The organism is Oscillibacter sp. 1-3 (assembly GCF_000403435.2).
GTDB lineage: Bacteria > Bacillota > Clostridia > Oscillospirales > Oscillospiraceae > Oscillibacter.
In genome coordinates, this window is sequence record NZ_KE159707.1 from 2,274 (window position 1) to 20,000 (window position 17,727).

Annotated in this window: 8 protein-coding genes; 1 reads left to right on the forward strand and 7 read right to left on the reverse strand. The window is 59.0% G+C overall.

Annotated features, from left to right (window positions below; translation table 11 throughout):
• Positions 1-53: 53 nt before the first annotated feature.
• Positions 54-269, reverse strand: coding sequence for a Maff2 family mobile element protein (locus C816_RS06425; protein WP_016321580.1), 216 nt, complete (start codon positions 267-269; stop codon positions 54-56).
• 242 nt (positions 270-511) lie between these two features.
• On the opposite strand from C816_RS06425, the gene C816_RS06430 reads away from it, so the two are divergent.
• On the forward strand, positions 512-985 hold the full coding sequence (locus C816_RS06430) for a hypothetical protein (RefSeq protein ID WP_051147054.1): 474 nt from the start codon (positions 512-514) through the stop codon (positions 983-985).
• Here C816_RS06430 and C816_RS06435 read toward each other — a convergent pair.
• The 6 genes from C816_RS06435 to C816_RS21650 all read right to left on the reverse strand — a co-directional run bounded on the left by C816_RS06435 (position 943) and on the right by C816_RS21650 (position 17,708).
• Positions 943-2,715, reverse strand: coding sequence for a VirD4-like conjugal transfer protein, CD1115 family (locus C816_RS06435; protein ID WP_016321582.1), 1,773 nt, complete (start codon positions 2,713-2,715; stop codon positions 943-945). The two genes, C816_RS06430 and C816_RS06435, sit on opposite strands and share 43 nt — an antisense overlap.
• Complete coding sequence (locus C816_RS06440; RefSeq protein ID WP_016321583.1) at positions 2,712-3,191, reverse strand: PcfB family protein; 480 nt, start codon at positions 3,189-3,191, stop codon at positions 2,712-2,714. The genes C816_RS06435 and C816_RS06440 overlap by 4 nt, the downstream gene beginning before the upstream one ends.
• Positions 3,192-3,230: 39 nt before the next feature.
• Positions 3,231-4,208, reverse strand: a complete 978-nt coding sequence (locus tag C816_RS21645; protein ID WP_016321584.1) for a hypothetical protein — start codon at positions 4,206-4,208, stop codon at positions 3,231-3,233.
• Positions 4,209-4,295: 87 nt separating this feature from the next.
• On the reverse strand, positions 4,296-5,144 hold the full coding sequence (locus C816_RS06455) for a phosphoadenosine phosphosulfate reductase domain-containing protein (protein WP_155978941.1): 849 nt from the start codon (positions 5,142-5,144) through the stop codon (positions 4,296-4,298).
• Between the two features lie 12 nt (positions 5,145-5,156).
• Positions 5,157-11,849 carry an S-layer homology domain-containing protein gene (locus C816_RS06460; protein ID WP_016321586.1) on the reverse strand — a complete coding sequence of 2,231 codons (6,693 nt, stop codon included), beginning with the start codon at positions 11,847-11,849 and terminating at the stop codon, positions 5,157-5,159.
• Positions 11,850-11,876: 27 nt separating this feature from the next.
• On the reverse strand, positions 11,877-17,708 hold the full coding sequence (locus C816_RS21650) for an S-layer homology domain-containing protein (protein ID WP_016321587.1): 5,832 nt from the start codon (positions 17,706-17,708) through the stop codon (positions 11,877-11,879).
• Positions 17,709-17,727 lie beyond the last annotated feature (19 nt).

A 17,727-nucleotide genomic window follows, 5' to 3' on the forward strand; every position in this document is an offset into this window, starting at 1 on the left:
CCTTGATCCAGTCTGTGATTATGTCGAGGATGTTCAGCATTGGCTACGCCCTCTTAGCCGAACAGGTTCGCCAGCAGGGGGATGAGCTGCATACCAATCAGGGCAACACCGCCGCCCGCCATGAGCTGTTTCATGCCCTGGCTTTTCGCGCCGGGGTTGTCGTTGCCGTAGCCTTCCAGCAGGTTAATGACGCCCCACACGCCCAGGCCAGCGCCGAGGGCAATTACCAGAACCTTCAAAGTGTCGATAGCAGAAGTGAAAAATTCCATTAAAATACCTCCATAATGTTGTGAAATTTTGATTTTGAATGTGACGGGGAATCCTCCCCGGAAATATGAAACACCGCCAACTGAACGTGTCAGTCGGCGGTGCTACCGGGCCGGGAACGTGGCTTTTGAGTAACAGCTATCAAAAGCAGCTTGTCCGGCCAGACGGTCGAAGGTTGTGCCAGCCTTTACAAATGCCGGTTTCTGCCGTATAATGCAGATAACACAGATAAATGGGGTTCTCCATGAACAATAGAGATTTGACTGGCAAGGTAAACTCAGCCATGTACCGGCAATGCCGGGACCGGGGCTTTGCGGCTCCGGTGGATGTGCTGATGGAAATAGGCTATTTGTCCAAAAAGGACTATGAAAACTGGCGGTATGGGCGCGTCTCCTACTTGGAGCGCGTCTGTACGGCCAATTTAAGCAAGCTGTCCACCGTCATGCACCAGATGCGGGTGTATGCGAAAAAGGCGGGGTTAAAGCCGTCTTTCTGCTACTACAAACGGTGGGGCGTAAAGAAAAAGGGCGGTCAGGGCCATAAGCCGGTGATCCCCCTTCGGTTCAGCAAGAGCGGCGATCCAGAAATTGAACGCTGGTATGCCACGCACTTCGTTGATACAAAGCGGGTTAGCCAGCTAAAGGCGGCAGCATTGGAGAGAGTGGAGCCGCCCCGTCAGGAGGGGGAATCCCCGGAGGACGGAGCTTCCATTTCGTAGCACTCGAAAACATCATCCGGCTTCACTGTCAACCTGCGGGCCAGGAACTTCGCAATATCAAAGTAATTCTTCTTGCTGGAATCCAGCAGATACTTGTACTGCGGGTGCTTGGTAATGTCAAACTTGTCGGAAAAAAACGGCCTTACGCCCTGCACCTGCAAGATGCACTTGCCGCCGTCCATCACCGCGAGTTCGTCCACGTCCATGAGCGCCCTGCCTAATTTCTGGTAGTTGACGCCCATACTCCGCTGGCTTCCTCTGGTATCGGACGTGTTATAGCTGTCTATTGTGGCTTTCCCTAAAGTTTCAGAAATCTCCTTTAAGGTGCTTCTTTCCTTGCCTCCGAGGAACAAAACGCAGGAACAGTTACCGATAATTGTCTCCGCATGGTCCTTGTAGACCGCTTTGAGCTGGCTCTGCGTCTGCACAACAATATGCGCGGAAATCTCGCGGGAGCGAATAACGCTGATAAGGTGCTGGAAGTTGGGAATCTTCTGGTTGGCGAACTCGTCCAGAAGGCAGGTGACGTGGGTTTTCAATGCGCCGCCGTTCTCTAAAGCCTTGTCGCACAGGACGTTGAACATCTGCGTGTAGACCATGGCTGAGATGAAATTGAAGGTCATATCCGTATCGGACACAATACAGAACAGCGCCGTTTTCCGGTCCCCAATCTTGTCCAGTTCCAGGTCGTCCCCCTCCATAAGCTGGCGAACCTCCTTAATGTCAAAGGGGGCCATCCTTGCGCCGCAGCTAATAAGTATAGATTTAGCTGTTTTGCCCGCCGCCATTTTATACTTCTTGTACTGCCGCACAGCGAAGTGATCCGGGTCCCGGCTTTCCAACTGTTCAAACATCAAATCAACGGCATTTTTGAAATTTTCATCATCTTCACGCACTTCTGAGGCGTTTAACATTTCCAACAATGTGGTCATGTTCTTTTCTTCCTCCGGGGCTTCGTACCAGATATAGGCTATCAACGCCTGATAGTACAACGCCTCGGCCTTAGCCCAGAAATCTTCACCGCCCTTGCTGTCCTCGCCCTTGGTGTTTTCCATAATGCAATTGACCAGCTTCAGAATGTCATTCTCGCAGTAGATATACCGGAACGGATTATACCTCATAGACTGCTTAAAATTGATGGTATTGAACACTCTGATCTCATACCCACCCAGCTGAAACATTTTACCACATTCTTCCAAAACTGTACCTTTCGGGTCCGTGACAATATACCAAGCGTTCATCTGCATGAGGTTTGGCTTAATGTGAAATCGTGTCTTTCCAGAGCCAGAACCGCCAATAACCAGAACATTTTTGTTGATATTATACTTAGGAATCTTGTTCCGGCCCACCATGACGCGCTCAGTCTGCGTCAGGAGAATGTTCTGGTCAAATTTTGGATTTATGAACGGGCGTATATCGTCCGCCGTGCCCCAACGAGCGCAACCGTACTCAACCCCGTGGCGGTATTTCTTGGCATTTTTGGCCTTGATATAGACCACCGCACGGATGCAGGCCGCGCCAATCAGCCCCACAAGAAGGTCCTGGGGGTAGAAGCTGGGGAGGGGATTGCGGGAAATGATCGCACCCAGGCCGGAGATCGCCCCCATGCCCTTTGCCACCATATCCGCGCCAGCGGCCAGCCGGTAGCCCTCGCCCACACGGTTGAAGAACCAGAACATGAACACATAGGGGAAATTGAGAATCAGAAACTTTTTCAAGTCAAATTTCACAGTCCACGCTCCCCTCTGTCCCGGTCCTTAACGGTATCCTGCGCCATGCTTCGGGCAACCTCCTTGAAGTGGGCAAGCTGCCGCCGGACAGACGGCTTCTCCGGGGCCTTGCGGCGTATGGTCTTGGCGGTGTACTCGGCAAAGGCGGCTTTCATGGCGTCATCATCCCGCGCCTTGAAAAAGACGTAGTATTCACCCTTCTCCGGGTTCTTTTTCAGAGCAAAATCCACGCCATATTTTTTCGCCACACTTTCAAATGACTTGATATTTTTAGCGGTAATATCAATACTTTTCACGCCCGTCCCCTGGCCCACAAGCTGCTTCACGCTCTGTTTGCCATGGTGGATTTTCGGGTTTTGGGACTGCGCCAGATACTTCCGTATCGCCCATTTGAGCAGATCGGCGGTCAGTCTGCCGCCGGTCTTGCCCACCTTGATTGCCAGGGCAACGGATTTATCCCGCACTTCGTCCTGCATAGTGATCTGCCTCCTTCCTGCAAGCGGCGGCGGGCGGGGTCAGCGAGCCTCGCCGCCCTTGGGATGTTCTGACGGGGGCGGGCGCTGACCCGCTTCCCGCATTTTTTCGTGGAGCTGGCCGCGCAGAGAGGGCTTTACCGAATCAGATATTGCGGCAGGCTCCCGTCCACTCTGGACCTCTCCAATCTGTACCGGGTCCGCTTTTATCAAAGCGCCGTCCCGCAAAAGAAAGCCCTGTGTCTGGATCGCCTCCAAGGTATCTCCCGTTACCTCGCCGTACAGCTTCAGGTCGGTGTCCACCAGCATTTGCAATGTGGCCTGCACTTCGGCGGAAATAGCCTGTCTCTGTTCCGGCGCAGCAAAATACCGCAGGACTGCGGCCTCCTTGCCCGCCTCCACAATCGCCTCTCCCACCTGAGCGTTCATATCAAACAGTTCAGCCACATCAGACCGCCATTGGGTCGCGACAAATTTCAGGGGGTTTTCCATGCGGAGTAAAATTTCAGCATTACCCGGCTCAAATTTGAAGTATTTCTTCATAAAATTGTGCGCTCCCTGCATGGCAGAGATTTCTGCACTCATGGCAATGATCTCCATCTTGTCCATGCCCAGCAGCTCCGCCCGAAAGTCAGACATATTCCGGTCCAGCCGGTCTTTCAGGGATTGGATTTGATCCACCTTCTGCTGGACATAGCCAGCCGGGTTCACCAGGGGGAATCGCTCATACGCCTTGATCGCATAGAGTATGTCGCAGATGGGAAACTCCCATGGGTGGTCCTGTTCTTTCCAGCACTCCAGCGCCACGGTCAGCGGGTCAGTAAATTGCAGCAGGGCTGTTACTTCATCGGCCAGAAAGTCATGTTCCTCCTTCAAATAGTAGTGAATTTTAGACAAGTTTTGCAGCCGGTACACATCTTCAATGTCCGGCCCGCCCTCTTTTGTGCCGACAGCGGCAGCGTGGTCCAGCAGGCATTTGTCGATCACTTTCATCAGCGGACGCTTTATCTCATAGTTCATAGAGGGTCTGCCTCCTTTTCGTGATTTTGTGTTATATGAGCGGGAAAAACTAAGGCGGGACTACCAAACGGCGGAGAAGATGATGTGTCACTTGCGCTCTGCCTTTTCCTCACGGGCAAAGCGTTCCTCCAGCCGTTCCACGCTCCAATCTTTCTTGAACTGTCCCAGGGGGCCGGGGCCGAACATGGTCCGCGCCCGGTTGTCCATATCCCGCAACCGCGCCCACAGCTCCGGGTGGTGGGTCCGCAGTTTCCGCAGCTCGTCAATCCGTTGCAAGGGACAGCACCAGCAGGAAGCACGGCGGTAGATTTCGTACAGCCCGCCAAAATCAAAGCCCCGGCTATAACAAATCTGCAACGCCTGGGCTTCGGTGATCTTCCACTCTACCAGGGGATAGCGGTTCTGCGGATCATCTTTACAGCGGTGGGCTTCATCGGCGGCAATGCCAATGTAGTGCAGGGCATTCTGCTCCTTCTTCAGCCGGTTGACCTCTTTGGAAATCAGGTGCGTTTTGAGCTGGCCAGTACACCAGCGCACGGTCATTCCCGGCCAGCCGTTGCCGTAGGGCGGCACACCCATTTGGGCGCGGCGTTCCAGGCAGCTCGGTTTTACCTTCGGCTCGTCAAACATCATCCACTCAAAGCCATGGGGGTGCCGCAGGGTGGTAATGTGGATACCGCGCTCCCGGTAGAGAAGATCGTCCATCTTGGCGATATGGGCCTCCATCTCAGGAAACTCCATACCCGTATCCGCATAGAGTACGCAGTCAATGGGCATTTCCTTTTCGATCATCAGCAACAGGAGCGCACTTGAATCTTTTCCACCAGATACCGAAATTGCATGATAGAAATTGCCATTTTCGATTGTTTTCGTTAAGCATACCTCCTTAAACGCAAAAAAGAAGCCCCGGAAGGAATCAGTCCTTCCGGGGCAAATGTGTGTTGTGAATCAGCCGAGGGCAGTCCACTTCTCCGTGGAGCCGTCCATGCTGAAGCTGTGACCATTGGATGCTTCAACAATATCCCAATAGTACCACGCGCCAGCGGCAACGTCCGAGAAGGTTTTGTAGCCCTTCACCACGGTGTCAGCAGAAGCGGAGCGGCCCAGGATACGGTTGACCATCACAATGGTTTCCGCGCGGGTGATGTTCTGGTCGGGGCGGAATGTGCCGTCTGTGTAGCCATAGACCAGACCGGCATCCGCCGCCAGATTGATGTACTTCCGTGCCCAGCTATGGGAAATGTCGGTGAAGCGGTCCAGAACGGTGTTATTGCCGCTGCTGTCACAGAACCGGGCAAGGATCGTTGCCAGCTCCGCACGGGTGATATTCCGCTGGGGACCAAAACTGCCGTCCTGGTAGCCGGTGATAACGCCCATGTTGCAGAGGGTGGAGACAGCGGTGCCGTACCACGCCCCGGCGGGAACGTCCTTGAAACGGTTGATGTTGGTGCCATAGGCGGCTTTTGCCTCCGGGGTCAGCAGCCGGTAGAGGATGGCGGCAACCTCGGCGCGGGTAATATCGGCGTTGGGCGCGGCCTGGGTGCTGGTCCGTCCGGCGATATAGGCGATATGGTCCTTTCGGTTCAGCAGGGAGAGCTTGGAGCCGGGAGTGGTCAGATCACCAATGCCGCCCGTGCTGCCGCCCTTGGCAATCGTGACCTTCTGGACCTGGGAGGCCATTTCAGAGGCGGTGGCCGCATAGCGCACCTCGTATGTGCCGGGAGCCAGTCCCCTCACGGTGTTCCCTGTGATAGCGGTCCACTTGCCGTCGGGCAGGAGCCGGTATTCCATGGTCTTATCTGTCTTGGTGAAAGTACCGTCATTCCGGCCCTGCCGGGTTTCATCGGTATGGCCCACGCTGGGAGCCTTGCGGCGGTCAGGAATCTTCACCGTAACCGTCTCACCGGGCAGGCCGTCACCCTTGCCGGGGTAGCGGATAAGAACATCCTTCCCGGCCAGATCGGACACGTCCAGCGGGTTCGGGCAGGGCTTCCAGGTTTTGCCGCCGTCCGTGCTGTACTCCATATCCGGCGTAGTGTTCAGCGTCTCATTGTCAGGGTCAAAGACCAGCACAGGAGCGCCGGGGTGCTTGGAGATCACCACAGTGACGGTTCGGCTGGCAAAGTCCTCTCTGGTGGCAGGATAGCGGAAAAGGACCGTCTTGCCCAGGTAATCGGCAGTGTTCAGTGACTTGGAGAGGGTGGTCCATGTTTTGCCGCCGTCAGCGGAGAACTCCACGCCCTTGTCGGAGCTGACGGTCTGGGCCTTGCTGTCCACCTCCACCTTGGGGGCCTCCCGGCGAACGGGAATGGTCACGGTCACACCGCTGCTGGGGAAGGAATCGCTGTTCCCATGATTGCGGATGATAATTGTCTGCCCGGTCAGATTGGACACGTCCATGGGCTTGTTGCAGGGGTTCCAGGTCAAGCCGCTGTCAATGGAGTAGTCCATATTCGTGGTGGTGTTCACCGTCTCGGTAACGGTGTCCAGCTCCACCACGGGATTCTCTGTACGGTTAGGAATCCGCAGTTCGGTGGAATCGCTGGCAAACTTGTCCTCGGTCGCTGCCTCCCGAACGAGGATGGTCTGGCCGGTCAGGTTGGAAACATCCATATCCGGGTCGCACTTGGTCCAGGTCTTGCCGCCGTCCGTGCTGTACTCCATGCCAGCGGTGGTGTTGACCGTCTGCTTGTCCCGGTCAATGGTGAGATCAGGCTTGTCACCCTTCTGCGGGACCTTCACCAGCACGGGCAGGCTGGCAAAATGGTCAGAATCGTACTTCTCCCGAACAGCCAGCTCCTTGCCGTAGAAGCTGGACACATCCAGCCCGTCAGCGGGAACGGCAGTCCAGCCGCTTTCCGTCCGGTACTCCGGCGCGGTGCCGGAGACGGTCAGCAGCTCGGCTACACGGTCAATGTCAGCGGTGGGGGCGGCGTTCCGGCTGGGGACGGTCACGGTGGCGTGATTGCTGGCGGGCTTGGTGCTGTCACAGGCATAGCGCACCAGCAGGGTGGCGTTGGTCAGCTCGGACAGGTCCATGTTGTCCAGACAGGCGATCCAGGTCTTGCCGCTGTCCCTGGAATACTCCATGGCGGAGGTAGCGTCCATGCGTTCGGCGGCGTTGTCAATGGTCAGCACAGGAGCCGCCCCCCGAACGGGAACGGTCACAGTGGTGGGGTCGCTCTTAAAGGAATCGTCCGTGGCGGCGATCCGCACCAGCAGCGTCTCGCCCTGCCGGTCCTCCACGTTCTGCCGGTCCTCGCAGGGCTTCCAGGTTTCACCGCCGTCATCGGAATACTCCATGCCGGTGGTGGTATTCATGGTGAAGTCGAAAGGATTCACCTTCACGTCCGGGGCGGTGGGACGCTCCGGCAGAACCTCCATGACCACGGGGCCGGGTTTGCCGGTGCCATCGTCCACCAGTCGGACATAGATGGTTGTGCCGGGGGTAATGCCGCCGTTGTTGGGTAGACCGTTCGTCAGGGTGTAGTCCTCACCGGCCTCCACCACATCGGGGTCGAAGGTGATGATCTCCTTCCGGTAGTCGATCTCATAATTCAGCCCCGTGTCGGCCACAGTCCGGCCCTCCACGCTCTGACTGTCAGAGGCGGTGAGGTTGTCCGTCTCCTTCATCCGCTGGGTGAAGGTATAGGAGGTATCGGGGGTCAGGCCGGTAAACTTGGGGCTGTCCTGCCAAGTCTCGCCGCCGTCCATGCTGTACTCCGCGCCGGGGACGGGGTTCAGCGCAATGGTGGTCGTTGTGCGGCGGGCAATGGTGGGAGGGTTGGTCATGGTCTGCGGGGCCTTGGAGATGGTCATATCCGCATAGACCTGCTCGGCGCTCAGATCGTAGCCGTCCTCGGCAACCAGGTAGAAACGGACCTTATAGGTGCCAGCGTCCACGGGGGCCTCGGATGTCTCATAGGGGTTGCCGCTGGCGAGAGTGCCAACGTACATGACGCTGACGCTTCTGATGCCCTCCATGCTGGTGAGCAAATCCGTGTAGGGATAGGGCTGGCGGTTGCCGTTGTAAACGGTACTGTAAGCGGGCATATCCGTGTCCAGAATGTTCACCGGCGTATCGGTGGTCCTACCGGAAACAGGCCGGGTGCCAGAGGCGGTGTGATTTTCGTCCTCGGCCATGCGGACCAGGATGGTATAGCTCTTGTCAGCGTCCAGCCCGCTGAAGGTATTGCCGGTCTGCCATGTGGTGCCGCCGTCAATGCTGTACTCCGCGCCGGGAATGGCGGAGACGGTCAGCGCATGGGCGCTGCTGCTTTCCAGAGAAGCCATAGGCGTATCCTGCCCCGCCTTGCGGATGGTCAGGGTGGCGGTGTAGTTACCAGCCGCCAGAGTATGATTGGCGTCCGGGGAGAAGATGGCGGTCACATGGTAAACTCCGGCGTTGGTGGGGGCGGTGGTGCTTTCCACGCCGTCCGCACCGGTGTAGGTCAGGGCAACGGAGGAAATACCCTCAATGCCGTCCGCACCGTGGTAACGCTGGGGAGCGCCGGTATAGGTGACAGTCTCATCCTTCAGCACGGGCCGGATCGTCCCGGCCTCGCCGGAGGCGCGGGTGATATGCAGCACCGGGGCGGGCAGGGTTTCGGGGAGCATATAGCCGTCTGCCGCTACAAAGTCGATGTTGACCACATAATCGCCCACGGTGATGGGCGGGGTGGCGATGCCGTCATAGCCGGTGATGGTCATGGAGGCGATGCCGGGGTTGGACTTGGGCAGGGTGTAGGTCTGCGCGTGGCCGTTGTACTCCACCGTCTGATCCGCGAACCGCTCAAAGGTGACAACGGTTTTCTCGGTGGCCTGCATGGTGGAGGGACCCTCCAATTCCTTGTAACAGGCCGTCTCCACCGCCTTGACCTTGATCTCATAGGTGGTGTCGCGGGTCAGGCCGGTGAAGGTGCCGGTGGTCTGCCACGTCACGCCGCCGTCAATGGAGTAGGCCATGCCGTCCACCACTTCAATGGTGATGGAGGAATCGGTCACGCCAGTGACCACAGGGGCCAGGGGCCGCGCGGGGATGGCCTTGTTGATGGTCAGGGTGGCGTACTGCGGCTGCAACTCCGCGTAGCCGCTCTGCATGGTATAGCTGACCTTCACATTGTAAACGCCGGGGTTCACAGGCGGCTCGGTGGCGGGGCCGTAGGAGGTCCCTTTGGTCCCGGTAAAGGTCTGCACCACTTCGGTGCATCCGGCGGGAACATCCGCAACCAGCGATTTCGGCGTCCCGTCATAGGTATAGACGGCGGACTGGACTGTCCCAGCGGAGGCGTTCTGCCGGGTGGTGCGGATAATGGCGGAGGAAGTGGGGCTTTCCTCATGGTTGCGATCTCCGGGATACTTAGCCAGGATGGTATAGGCCGTGTCCGGGGTCAGGCCCTCAAAAATGGTACTGGCCTGCCACGTCTTGCCCCCATCAATGGAAAACACCGCCCCAGGAATGGCGGTGACGGTGATGGAGTTGGTGGCGGTATTGCTGGCACGGGGCGGGTTGGGGGCGTTCTGCTCCACCTTCGTAATGGTGAGCGTGGAAGTAACCGGCTCCAACTGCGCCGTCCCCGCCTGCATGGTGAAGCTGACCGTCACAGGATAGGTCCCCGCGTTGGTGGGGGCGGCGGTGGTGGTCTGGCCGTCCACGGTATAGGTCACGGTGGACCGGGTAACGTGGGAGATTGTGGGAACCTGATAGGCAATGGGGTTCCCGGTGTAAGGATAGGACTGCGGTTTGAGGACAGCGGACAGATCGCCGGGGTCCACGGTGGTGTACTCGGTGGAGAACTGCGCGGAGACGGCGGGAGAAGCGTCATAGTTGCCGTCCTCGGTGGCCTTCAACCGCTGGTAGAGGGTGTAGGCGGTGCCAGCGTCCAGATTCTTGAACACGGGGCTGTCCTGCCACACCTGCCCATCCATGCTGTACTCGGCGTTCTCCACCGTGTTCAGCGTCAGGGAGTTGGTAGCTGCCGCCGCCAGCGTGGGGGCGGGACAGGTCTGAGCCGCTTTTTCAATGGTATAGCTCACAGCAGTCGTGGAGAGCTGGGGATAACCCTGCTCCATGACAAAGGAGACGGTGGCGGTGTAGCTGCCAGCGTTCACCGGAGGGTTGGAACTGCTGTAAGGCCGTCCGTTATTGGCAGTACCCTTGTAGGCCACGGTGACGGACTGGATGCCCTCCGGCAGTCCGGGCATGGGCAGGGCGGTGGACTGCCCGTCATAGGTCTTGGTGTAATCGCTGATGGAGGGGGCCTCCACGGTGCCATAGGTCAGATTGACCGTAGCGGTGACAGCGGGGATGTTCTCGCCGGAGAGCTGGGGGAAGTTGGTGAGGTTCAGCGTTCCCTTGACGGTCTGCGTCAGGGCATAGGGATCATAGCCGGTGCTGCTCCATGTGACAGGAACGCCGGTGACGGTCTGGGCGTTGCCGGTGCCGCCCTCGGCCACAACAGAGACGGTGGAGGGCAGGCCCAGCTTATTGAACGCCGTCCCCATGGGAGCGGTCCGCACCACTTCCTCCACGCTGAGAATGGGCCGGGGAACGACGGTCACGGGGATGGTGACACGGCCAAAGGACGTGCCGCCCTTGGTAATGACCGCCTGGACCTCAGTGCTTCCGGGCTTGCTGGAATTGAACCCGGCATAGCTGGGGTCAATGGTCCAGGTGTAGGGAGAAGCATACACGCTGCTGCCGGTGGTCAGCCTCACCGCCTGGACGGTATCGCCCACATAGATGGTATTGGTAGCCGGGAAAATCCAGGCCAGGGTATAAACAGTGTTATATTTGCCGTCCTCGGTCTGCCAGACGTAGTTATCATCCGTGATGGTCGCGCCAATGGCATAGGGACCAGCAGCCACGGGCCGGGTGACAGGCGAGGCGGTATCCACCGTCAGCTCCCCATTCTCAACCTTCACATTGCAGGCGGAGAGGGCGGCGGGGACAGACGCGCCGTTTACATCCAGATAGGTGACGGTTTTGCCGTCCAGCAGGCTGTTCCCGTCATAAATCTTGCTGCTAAAGTCGGCTGTCCAGGGGATGGCCTTGGGCAGCACCAGCAGCCGCTCCGCCGTGGTCAGCTCCACATTGTCATAGATGGCGCTGTCCACGGTGATGATAATGCCGTAGGAGCCGGTAGAGGTGACGGAAACATGGTTGTCCAGCGTGGTGCCGACATAGCGGTGGAACGCCGGGGCCACGTTATAGACCACTGTGTAGGCGCTGCCGCTGAACTCCACGCCGGTAGTCATGTGGGTCTTGTAGGCCGGGTCCAGGGTAAACGCGCTCAGGGTCAGGGCGGGGACGTTGATCTGCGCCCAGCTTCCACAGGTGTCGCAGGTGTACTTGACCCGCCCGCCAGCGGAGGCGGTGGCCTTGACAATATCCGGGTTCAGCTCCGCGCCGGAGAGACAGCGGTGAGCAGCCGCAACACCGCCGTTGTCCTCATCGGTGAAGTCCACCATGAGATAGACGGGGTTCTTGTCCGGGGCCGTGTAGTGGGAATCCGGCGCGGGCCATGTGGCGGGGTTGTCATCTGTGGTGGCAGCAAACGCCTGGGCGGGCAGCAGGGCCACACTCAGGCAGAAGGCCAGGATCATACTCATTACGCGGGAAAGGTTTTTCGTTTTTCGCATAGGCAGAAAATTCTCCTTTCAGCTTTCTCAAAAATCAAACACAATGGAATAGGTGATGTTGCTCTTGTTATACATACAGTCGTGGTTCGTATAGTAATAGAACCGCATCTGCGTATAGGTGCCGGTGGGCAGCTTGCCGGAGAGGGTCACGCCGTTATTCGTAGTCTTATAGGCGATCTCATCCCATTGGCCGGTGCGAATGTTATAGGCTTCAACCCTGCCGTAGTCGCTGCCGTTGTGACCGCTGACGGGCGGCACATCAAAGGTGTACTCGGTGATGTAGCCATAGATCGTCTCCCCATCGTCATTGAAGCTGATGCCGGTTTCCTCAATGAAGGAGTTGGCGGAGGTCAGGGTCATGCCGCCGCCCACATCATCCGCCACAAAGAACACGATAGCAGACCAGGGAGAAGCCGCGCCATAGGCGTCCACCGCTCTGCATTTGATAAGGTGCTTTCCATATCCGTAAGTGGTGGTTTCCTTGTCCCTGCCGTCCCATTCATAAGTAATAGCGTCCCCTTCCGGGTCGGTAGAGCGAGCGGTGATCGTCACCGCTTGGCTGGGGCGCACCACGCCGTTGGCGGGGTTCCGGGAGATCACGGGCTTGCTGGGGGCCTGATTGACAAATTCAATGGTCTTTTCCTGCCAGGGGGAAGCCGCGCCATAAGCGTCTACTGCCCGGACACGAATGGTATGGGTGCCGTTCCGGGAATACCAGCCGGAGGAAACATAGTCCCCGCCCCATTCCAGCCGGACCGTATCGCCGTCCGGGTCACTGGCCGTAGCGGAGACATTGGCAAAGAAGTTATTGCCGCTGGTCTGCCGGGTTACGCTGGCGGTGAAGCTGGTGATAACAGGAGCGTTGTTGATAAATTCAATCGTCCGGCTCTCCCAGGCGGAGGCCGCGCCCCACTCATCCACAGCACGAACGCGGATGGTGTGCGTACCGACTTCGTAATAGCCGTCCTGCTGGTACTCGCTGCTCCATTCCAGATGCACAGCGTCCCCGTCCGGGTCGGAGGCCACGGCGTTCAGATCGGCGTAGAAGCGGCCATCCTTCATGTTCCGGGTGGCGTTGGCGGTAAAGCTCTCAATGATTGGGGCGGTGTTGGTCACGGTGATGTTGGCAAAGGCACTGGTCAGGTTGCCCGCGTCATCCCGCACTGTGGCGGTGATGGTGTAGGTTCCTTCGGCATAGAGGGCCAGATCACCGCCGTCATTGGAAAGGAAGCCGGTGTTGCTGTCCAGGGTGACGGGCCTGCCGCCCAGCTTCACGCCCCAGCTTACGGGCAGACTGCCCGCTCCGCTGATGCCCACGGGGAACTTGGTTCCGATATGGATGGAATCGGGAGCGGTGACGGTCAGGGCGGCTTTGAAAATGATGGTAATACTCTGGCTGGCGGTGGCAGTCTTGCCATTGCTGTCCCGGAGGGTGGCGGTCAGGGTGTACTCGCCGGGTTCGGGGAAGATCACGGTGCCGCCGTCATTGTCCAGAGTGGAGAGGTCAATCAGGCAGGCCGCGCCGTCCTTCTGAGCGGACCATGCGATAACTGCCCCGTCCGGGTTAAAGAGCTTATCCATGACCACGGGGACGCGGTTGCCCACATACTCCATATCCGCCATGGAGAATTGCAGGGAGCCAACGGGCAGAACAGTAATGGTGTCGCTGGCGGTGAAGGTCCGGCCCAGGCCGTCCCGCAGAGTGCCGATCAGCCGGAACTCTCCGCCTTGGGTGAACTGAATCGCCCCGCCCAGGTTGTTCAAATCGCCAGTAACGTAGGTGGAGAGGTCTGCGGGCTTGCCGTCCTTCTCCAAGGACCACTCCACAGGCAGCTCAATGTTATTGCCCAGGGTCCGCACCTGTACCGTCTCGCCGGTGTAGACCTGCCGCTCCACCATATCCACCTGCAATTCCTGATCGGCCAGAACCTCAATGCTGGGACCGTCAAAGGAGAACACCCGCCCGGTGGGGTCGGTGATCTCACAGCCGAGGGTGAACACGCCCGCGTGTTTGATACGAATGTCGCCGGGATTGGTGGTCAGGTTTCCGGCAACGTAGGTCCCCCAATTCTGACGGAGGCCGTAGGTGTCATCAATGTGCCACTTGACGGCGGCATCCTCCACCACGTTCTTGGATTCAACGGCCACGGTAAAGATGCTGTCCGTGTGGGCGTAGTTGGGCATCGTCCAGGCCACGGTGGGAATGGGATAGACGGTGAACGCCTGCTCATATGAATAGCTGCGGCCTCCCGCGTCCTTGAAACTGGCGGTCAGCTTATACTCGCCCGCCTGCTTGAATTGGACTTTCCCGCCGTCAGCGGTCAGTTCCCCGGTCACATAGTCGGAGACAGGGACATTCTCGCCGTTCCGGGTCAGGGACCAGCGCAGGGGGTTCTCGCCCAATTCCTCAAAGCCTGTCACCAGCGTGACAACAGAATCGGTGTGGAACATTTTGGGCAGATAGAAGCCGGACACGCCCACGGGGTAAATCTGGATGGAATCGCTGGCGGTGGTCACGCGGCCCAGCTCATCCGTCACGCTGGCGGTGAAGGTATAAAGGCCCGCTTCGGAGAAGAAGCCATGCCCGCCTCTGGCGGTCAGGTCAAAGGGCGGTACGATCTCCTTGCCGTCCCGCAGGACTGTCCAGACCACTTCGTTGCTGCCCAGATTCTCGGTGGTCAGCCGCACATCCTCCGCAGTATCGGTGTGGCTCATATCGTTGGCGGAAACGCTCAGGCCGACAACAGGGTAAATCTTGATTGTCTGCGAACAGCTATACTCCCGGTCCAGCGCGTCCACAGCGGAGGCGGTCAGGGTGTAGGTCCCTACTTCGGGGAAACGAACCTTGCCGCCCAGGTTCCCCAGGTCGCCCAGCATGGAGCCGGTCAGGGAAACCGCCGCGCCGTCCTTCGTCAGCGTCCACGTCACGTCCTGCCCCTGCAAATCGGAGGTCAGGAGGTCCACGGGGGTGCTGCTGTCTGTCCACGCGGCGGCGGGGAGGGTAAAGTCCAGGCCCGCCACAGGGTAGACCGCCACAGTGACAGCGGGAGCGGCGAACACCCGCCCGGTAGCGTCGGTCACGCTGGCGGCAATATCATAGGCCCCGGCGCTGGTGATCTGGATGGTGCCGCCGGTATCGGACAACTCGCCGGAGTAGGTGGCGGGAGTGCCGGGGTCATTGGAGGGGGTTACGCTCCACGCCACAGGCAGAGCGGTGTCCTTCTCCAGCGTGACGCTGATCTGCTCGTCCGTATGAGTGGCGGCATCCGCCGTCAGGCCCAGGGAAAGAACGGGATAGACCTCGATGGTCTGCTCATAGGTGAACGCACGGCCCAGGCTGTCCGTCACGGAGGCGGTCAGGATATTTGTGCCGGTCTGAAGGAATTTCACGTTACCCCCAGCGTTGTCGAGGGTCCCGGTGATACCGGCAGGGAGAGAAACGGGCTGGCCGTCCACGGCCAGGGACCACGCAATTTTGCTGTCCCCCACATTCTCGGAGGTCATTTTCACCTTCACCGTCTCGTCCGGGTGGGCGAACTCCGGGAGCTTGAAGGACAGGCTCATGGTGTCCCATACGGCGATGGTGGCGCTGGCGGTGAATGTCCGGCCCAGGTCATCCGTAACGCTGGCGGTTACGGTGTAGTTACCCGCAGAGGGGAAGGTGATCTCGCCGCCGCTGTTGGTCAGCTCGTTCTCAACCACAGCGCCGTCCTCGGTGGTCACTTCCCAGGTCACGTCCATATCAGTCCCGGAGAGACTAATGGCGGCGGGCTGGTCAACGTGGGCCGTCTCCGGCGCGTCCAGGGTCAGGACGATCACCGGACAGACCTCCATGGGCAGGGCGGCGGTGTACTCCTTCCCCAGCTCATCCGTAACAGCAGCGGTGAGGACATAGGCCCCAGCTCCGTCAAAGGTCAGCTTGCCGCCGTGATCGACCAGAGAAACGGGAACACCCTCGCCGTCATGGGTCAAGGCCCATGCAACAGTCGAGGGTGTTCCATGCTCCACGGTCAAGCTGATCGCCGCCGCTTCGTCCTCATGCAGTTTTTCCAGGTCGGAGGTCAAGGAGAGGGACAGGTTCGTGATAACCTTGATTGTCACGGGTTCGGAAGAAAACTCCCGGCCCTGGGCATCCTTGGCGATAGCGGTGAGGATGTAGTCCCCAGCACCGTCAAAGGTGAGCGTCCCGCCGTTGGCGGAGAGGGTCACGGGAACCTCCTTGCCGTCCCTGGTCAGTGTCCAGCGGACGGAATCGGGTTTGCCGCCCTCCACCGTCAGGCCAATCTCCACAGTTTCATCCTCATGCACCTTGTCCGCGCTGGCGGTCACGGTAGGGACGATCACCGGCAGAATGGTGATGGACTGGCTGGCGGTGTACTGCTTTCCGGCAGCGTCCGTGAGGGTGGCGGTCAGGGTGTACTTGCCTGTCCCGGTCAGGGCCAGAGTGCCGCCATCCTTGGTGAAGCCCTCCGGCATGGGAACGCTGTCCCCGTCCTTGGCCAGCGTCCAGGCCACGGAGCCGGTCAGATCATTTTTCAGCAGCAGCTTCACATCCTCCGTCCGGTCGGTGTAGCCATACTCCGGCAGAGAAAAGGCAATGTCACCGATGGGCAGGACCTCCACAGTTTTCTCGCAGGAGGCGGTGCCGCCGCTGTTCTCCGCAGTGCCTTTCAGCGTGTAGCGGCCAGCCTCCATGAAGAAGCAGATACCGCCGTCTTTGGTGAAGCCCTCCGGCATGGCGGCAGGTTTTCCGTCACGGGTCAGCTCCCATGTGACGGCCTCCGCGCCGGTGAGGGTGGTTTTCACGGAGACGGAATCCCCCACATACCGATACGCCGGGAGATCAAAGGCGATGGTGGGCTTATCGGCCTTGCCGGTGAACAGGACCTTGTTGCCCTTGTCCATGCCGCTGGGGTAGACGATGGAGCAGCCCTTCTCGGACAGCTCCGTGGCCGCAGCGTCAAAGACCACCTGCACCGGGCCGTCATTCCGGGGCGTGACCACGCCCGCCACGGTGGATTTTCCGGTGATGTTGACAGCAGAGCCGCCCCACACCACCAGCCGTCCCTTGACGGTAATGTTATGGAGGTTCAGGATTTTCTCTCCCAGGCCGTTGGCGAGAATCAGATCGCCGTTAAAAACGGCATCCTGGATGTTCACCGCACCCCGCACCAGTACGGTGTCCTGATAGGTGCCGGTGAGATCACCGGAATCATGGACACTCTGGAAGATATTGCTCATGATCTGCGCCATCTCCGCACGGGTGATCTGGCCCTTGGGATTCAAGCGGCCATCACGGTAGCCGCTGACGTAGCTGCGCTCCACCATGGCGGAAACAGCGTCCGCCGCCCACGCGCCTACCTGGTTCCGGTCCGGGAACCGGGTCAGAACGGAATTACCGGCAGAGGACAGGCAGACCGTCCGGGCCAGCACCACCATGGCCTGTTCGCGGGTGATATTCTCATTCGGCCCCATGCGGCTGCTGGAATACCCGGCGAAGGTCCCCATGTGGACCGCCTGGGCGATGTAGTCATGGTGCCAGCTCCCACGGGGCACGTCCGTGAAGCGGGAAATGTCGGCGCTCTTGTAGGTGTTAAACAGCCGGTCGATCATAGCGGCCATCTGAGCGCGGGTGAGATAGCCGTCCGGGTTCAGCTTGTCCTCGGACGTACCCACCAGCACACCATTGTTCACCGTCCACGCCAGGGCCTCGTATGCCCAATGGCCGTAGGCGTCGCCGTAGTCGGTGATCTTGTTGGCATTGGCGGCATGGGCGTTGACCGCTAAAAGGCTGACCATCATCACCGCCGCCAGGAACAGAGAAAAGAATCGCTTTAGATTGGGAAATTTGATGCTCATGCGTCCTCCTTTCAGATTT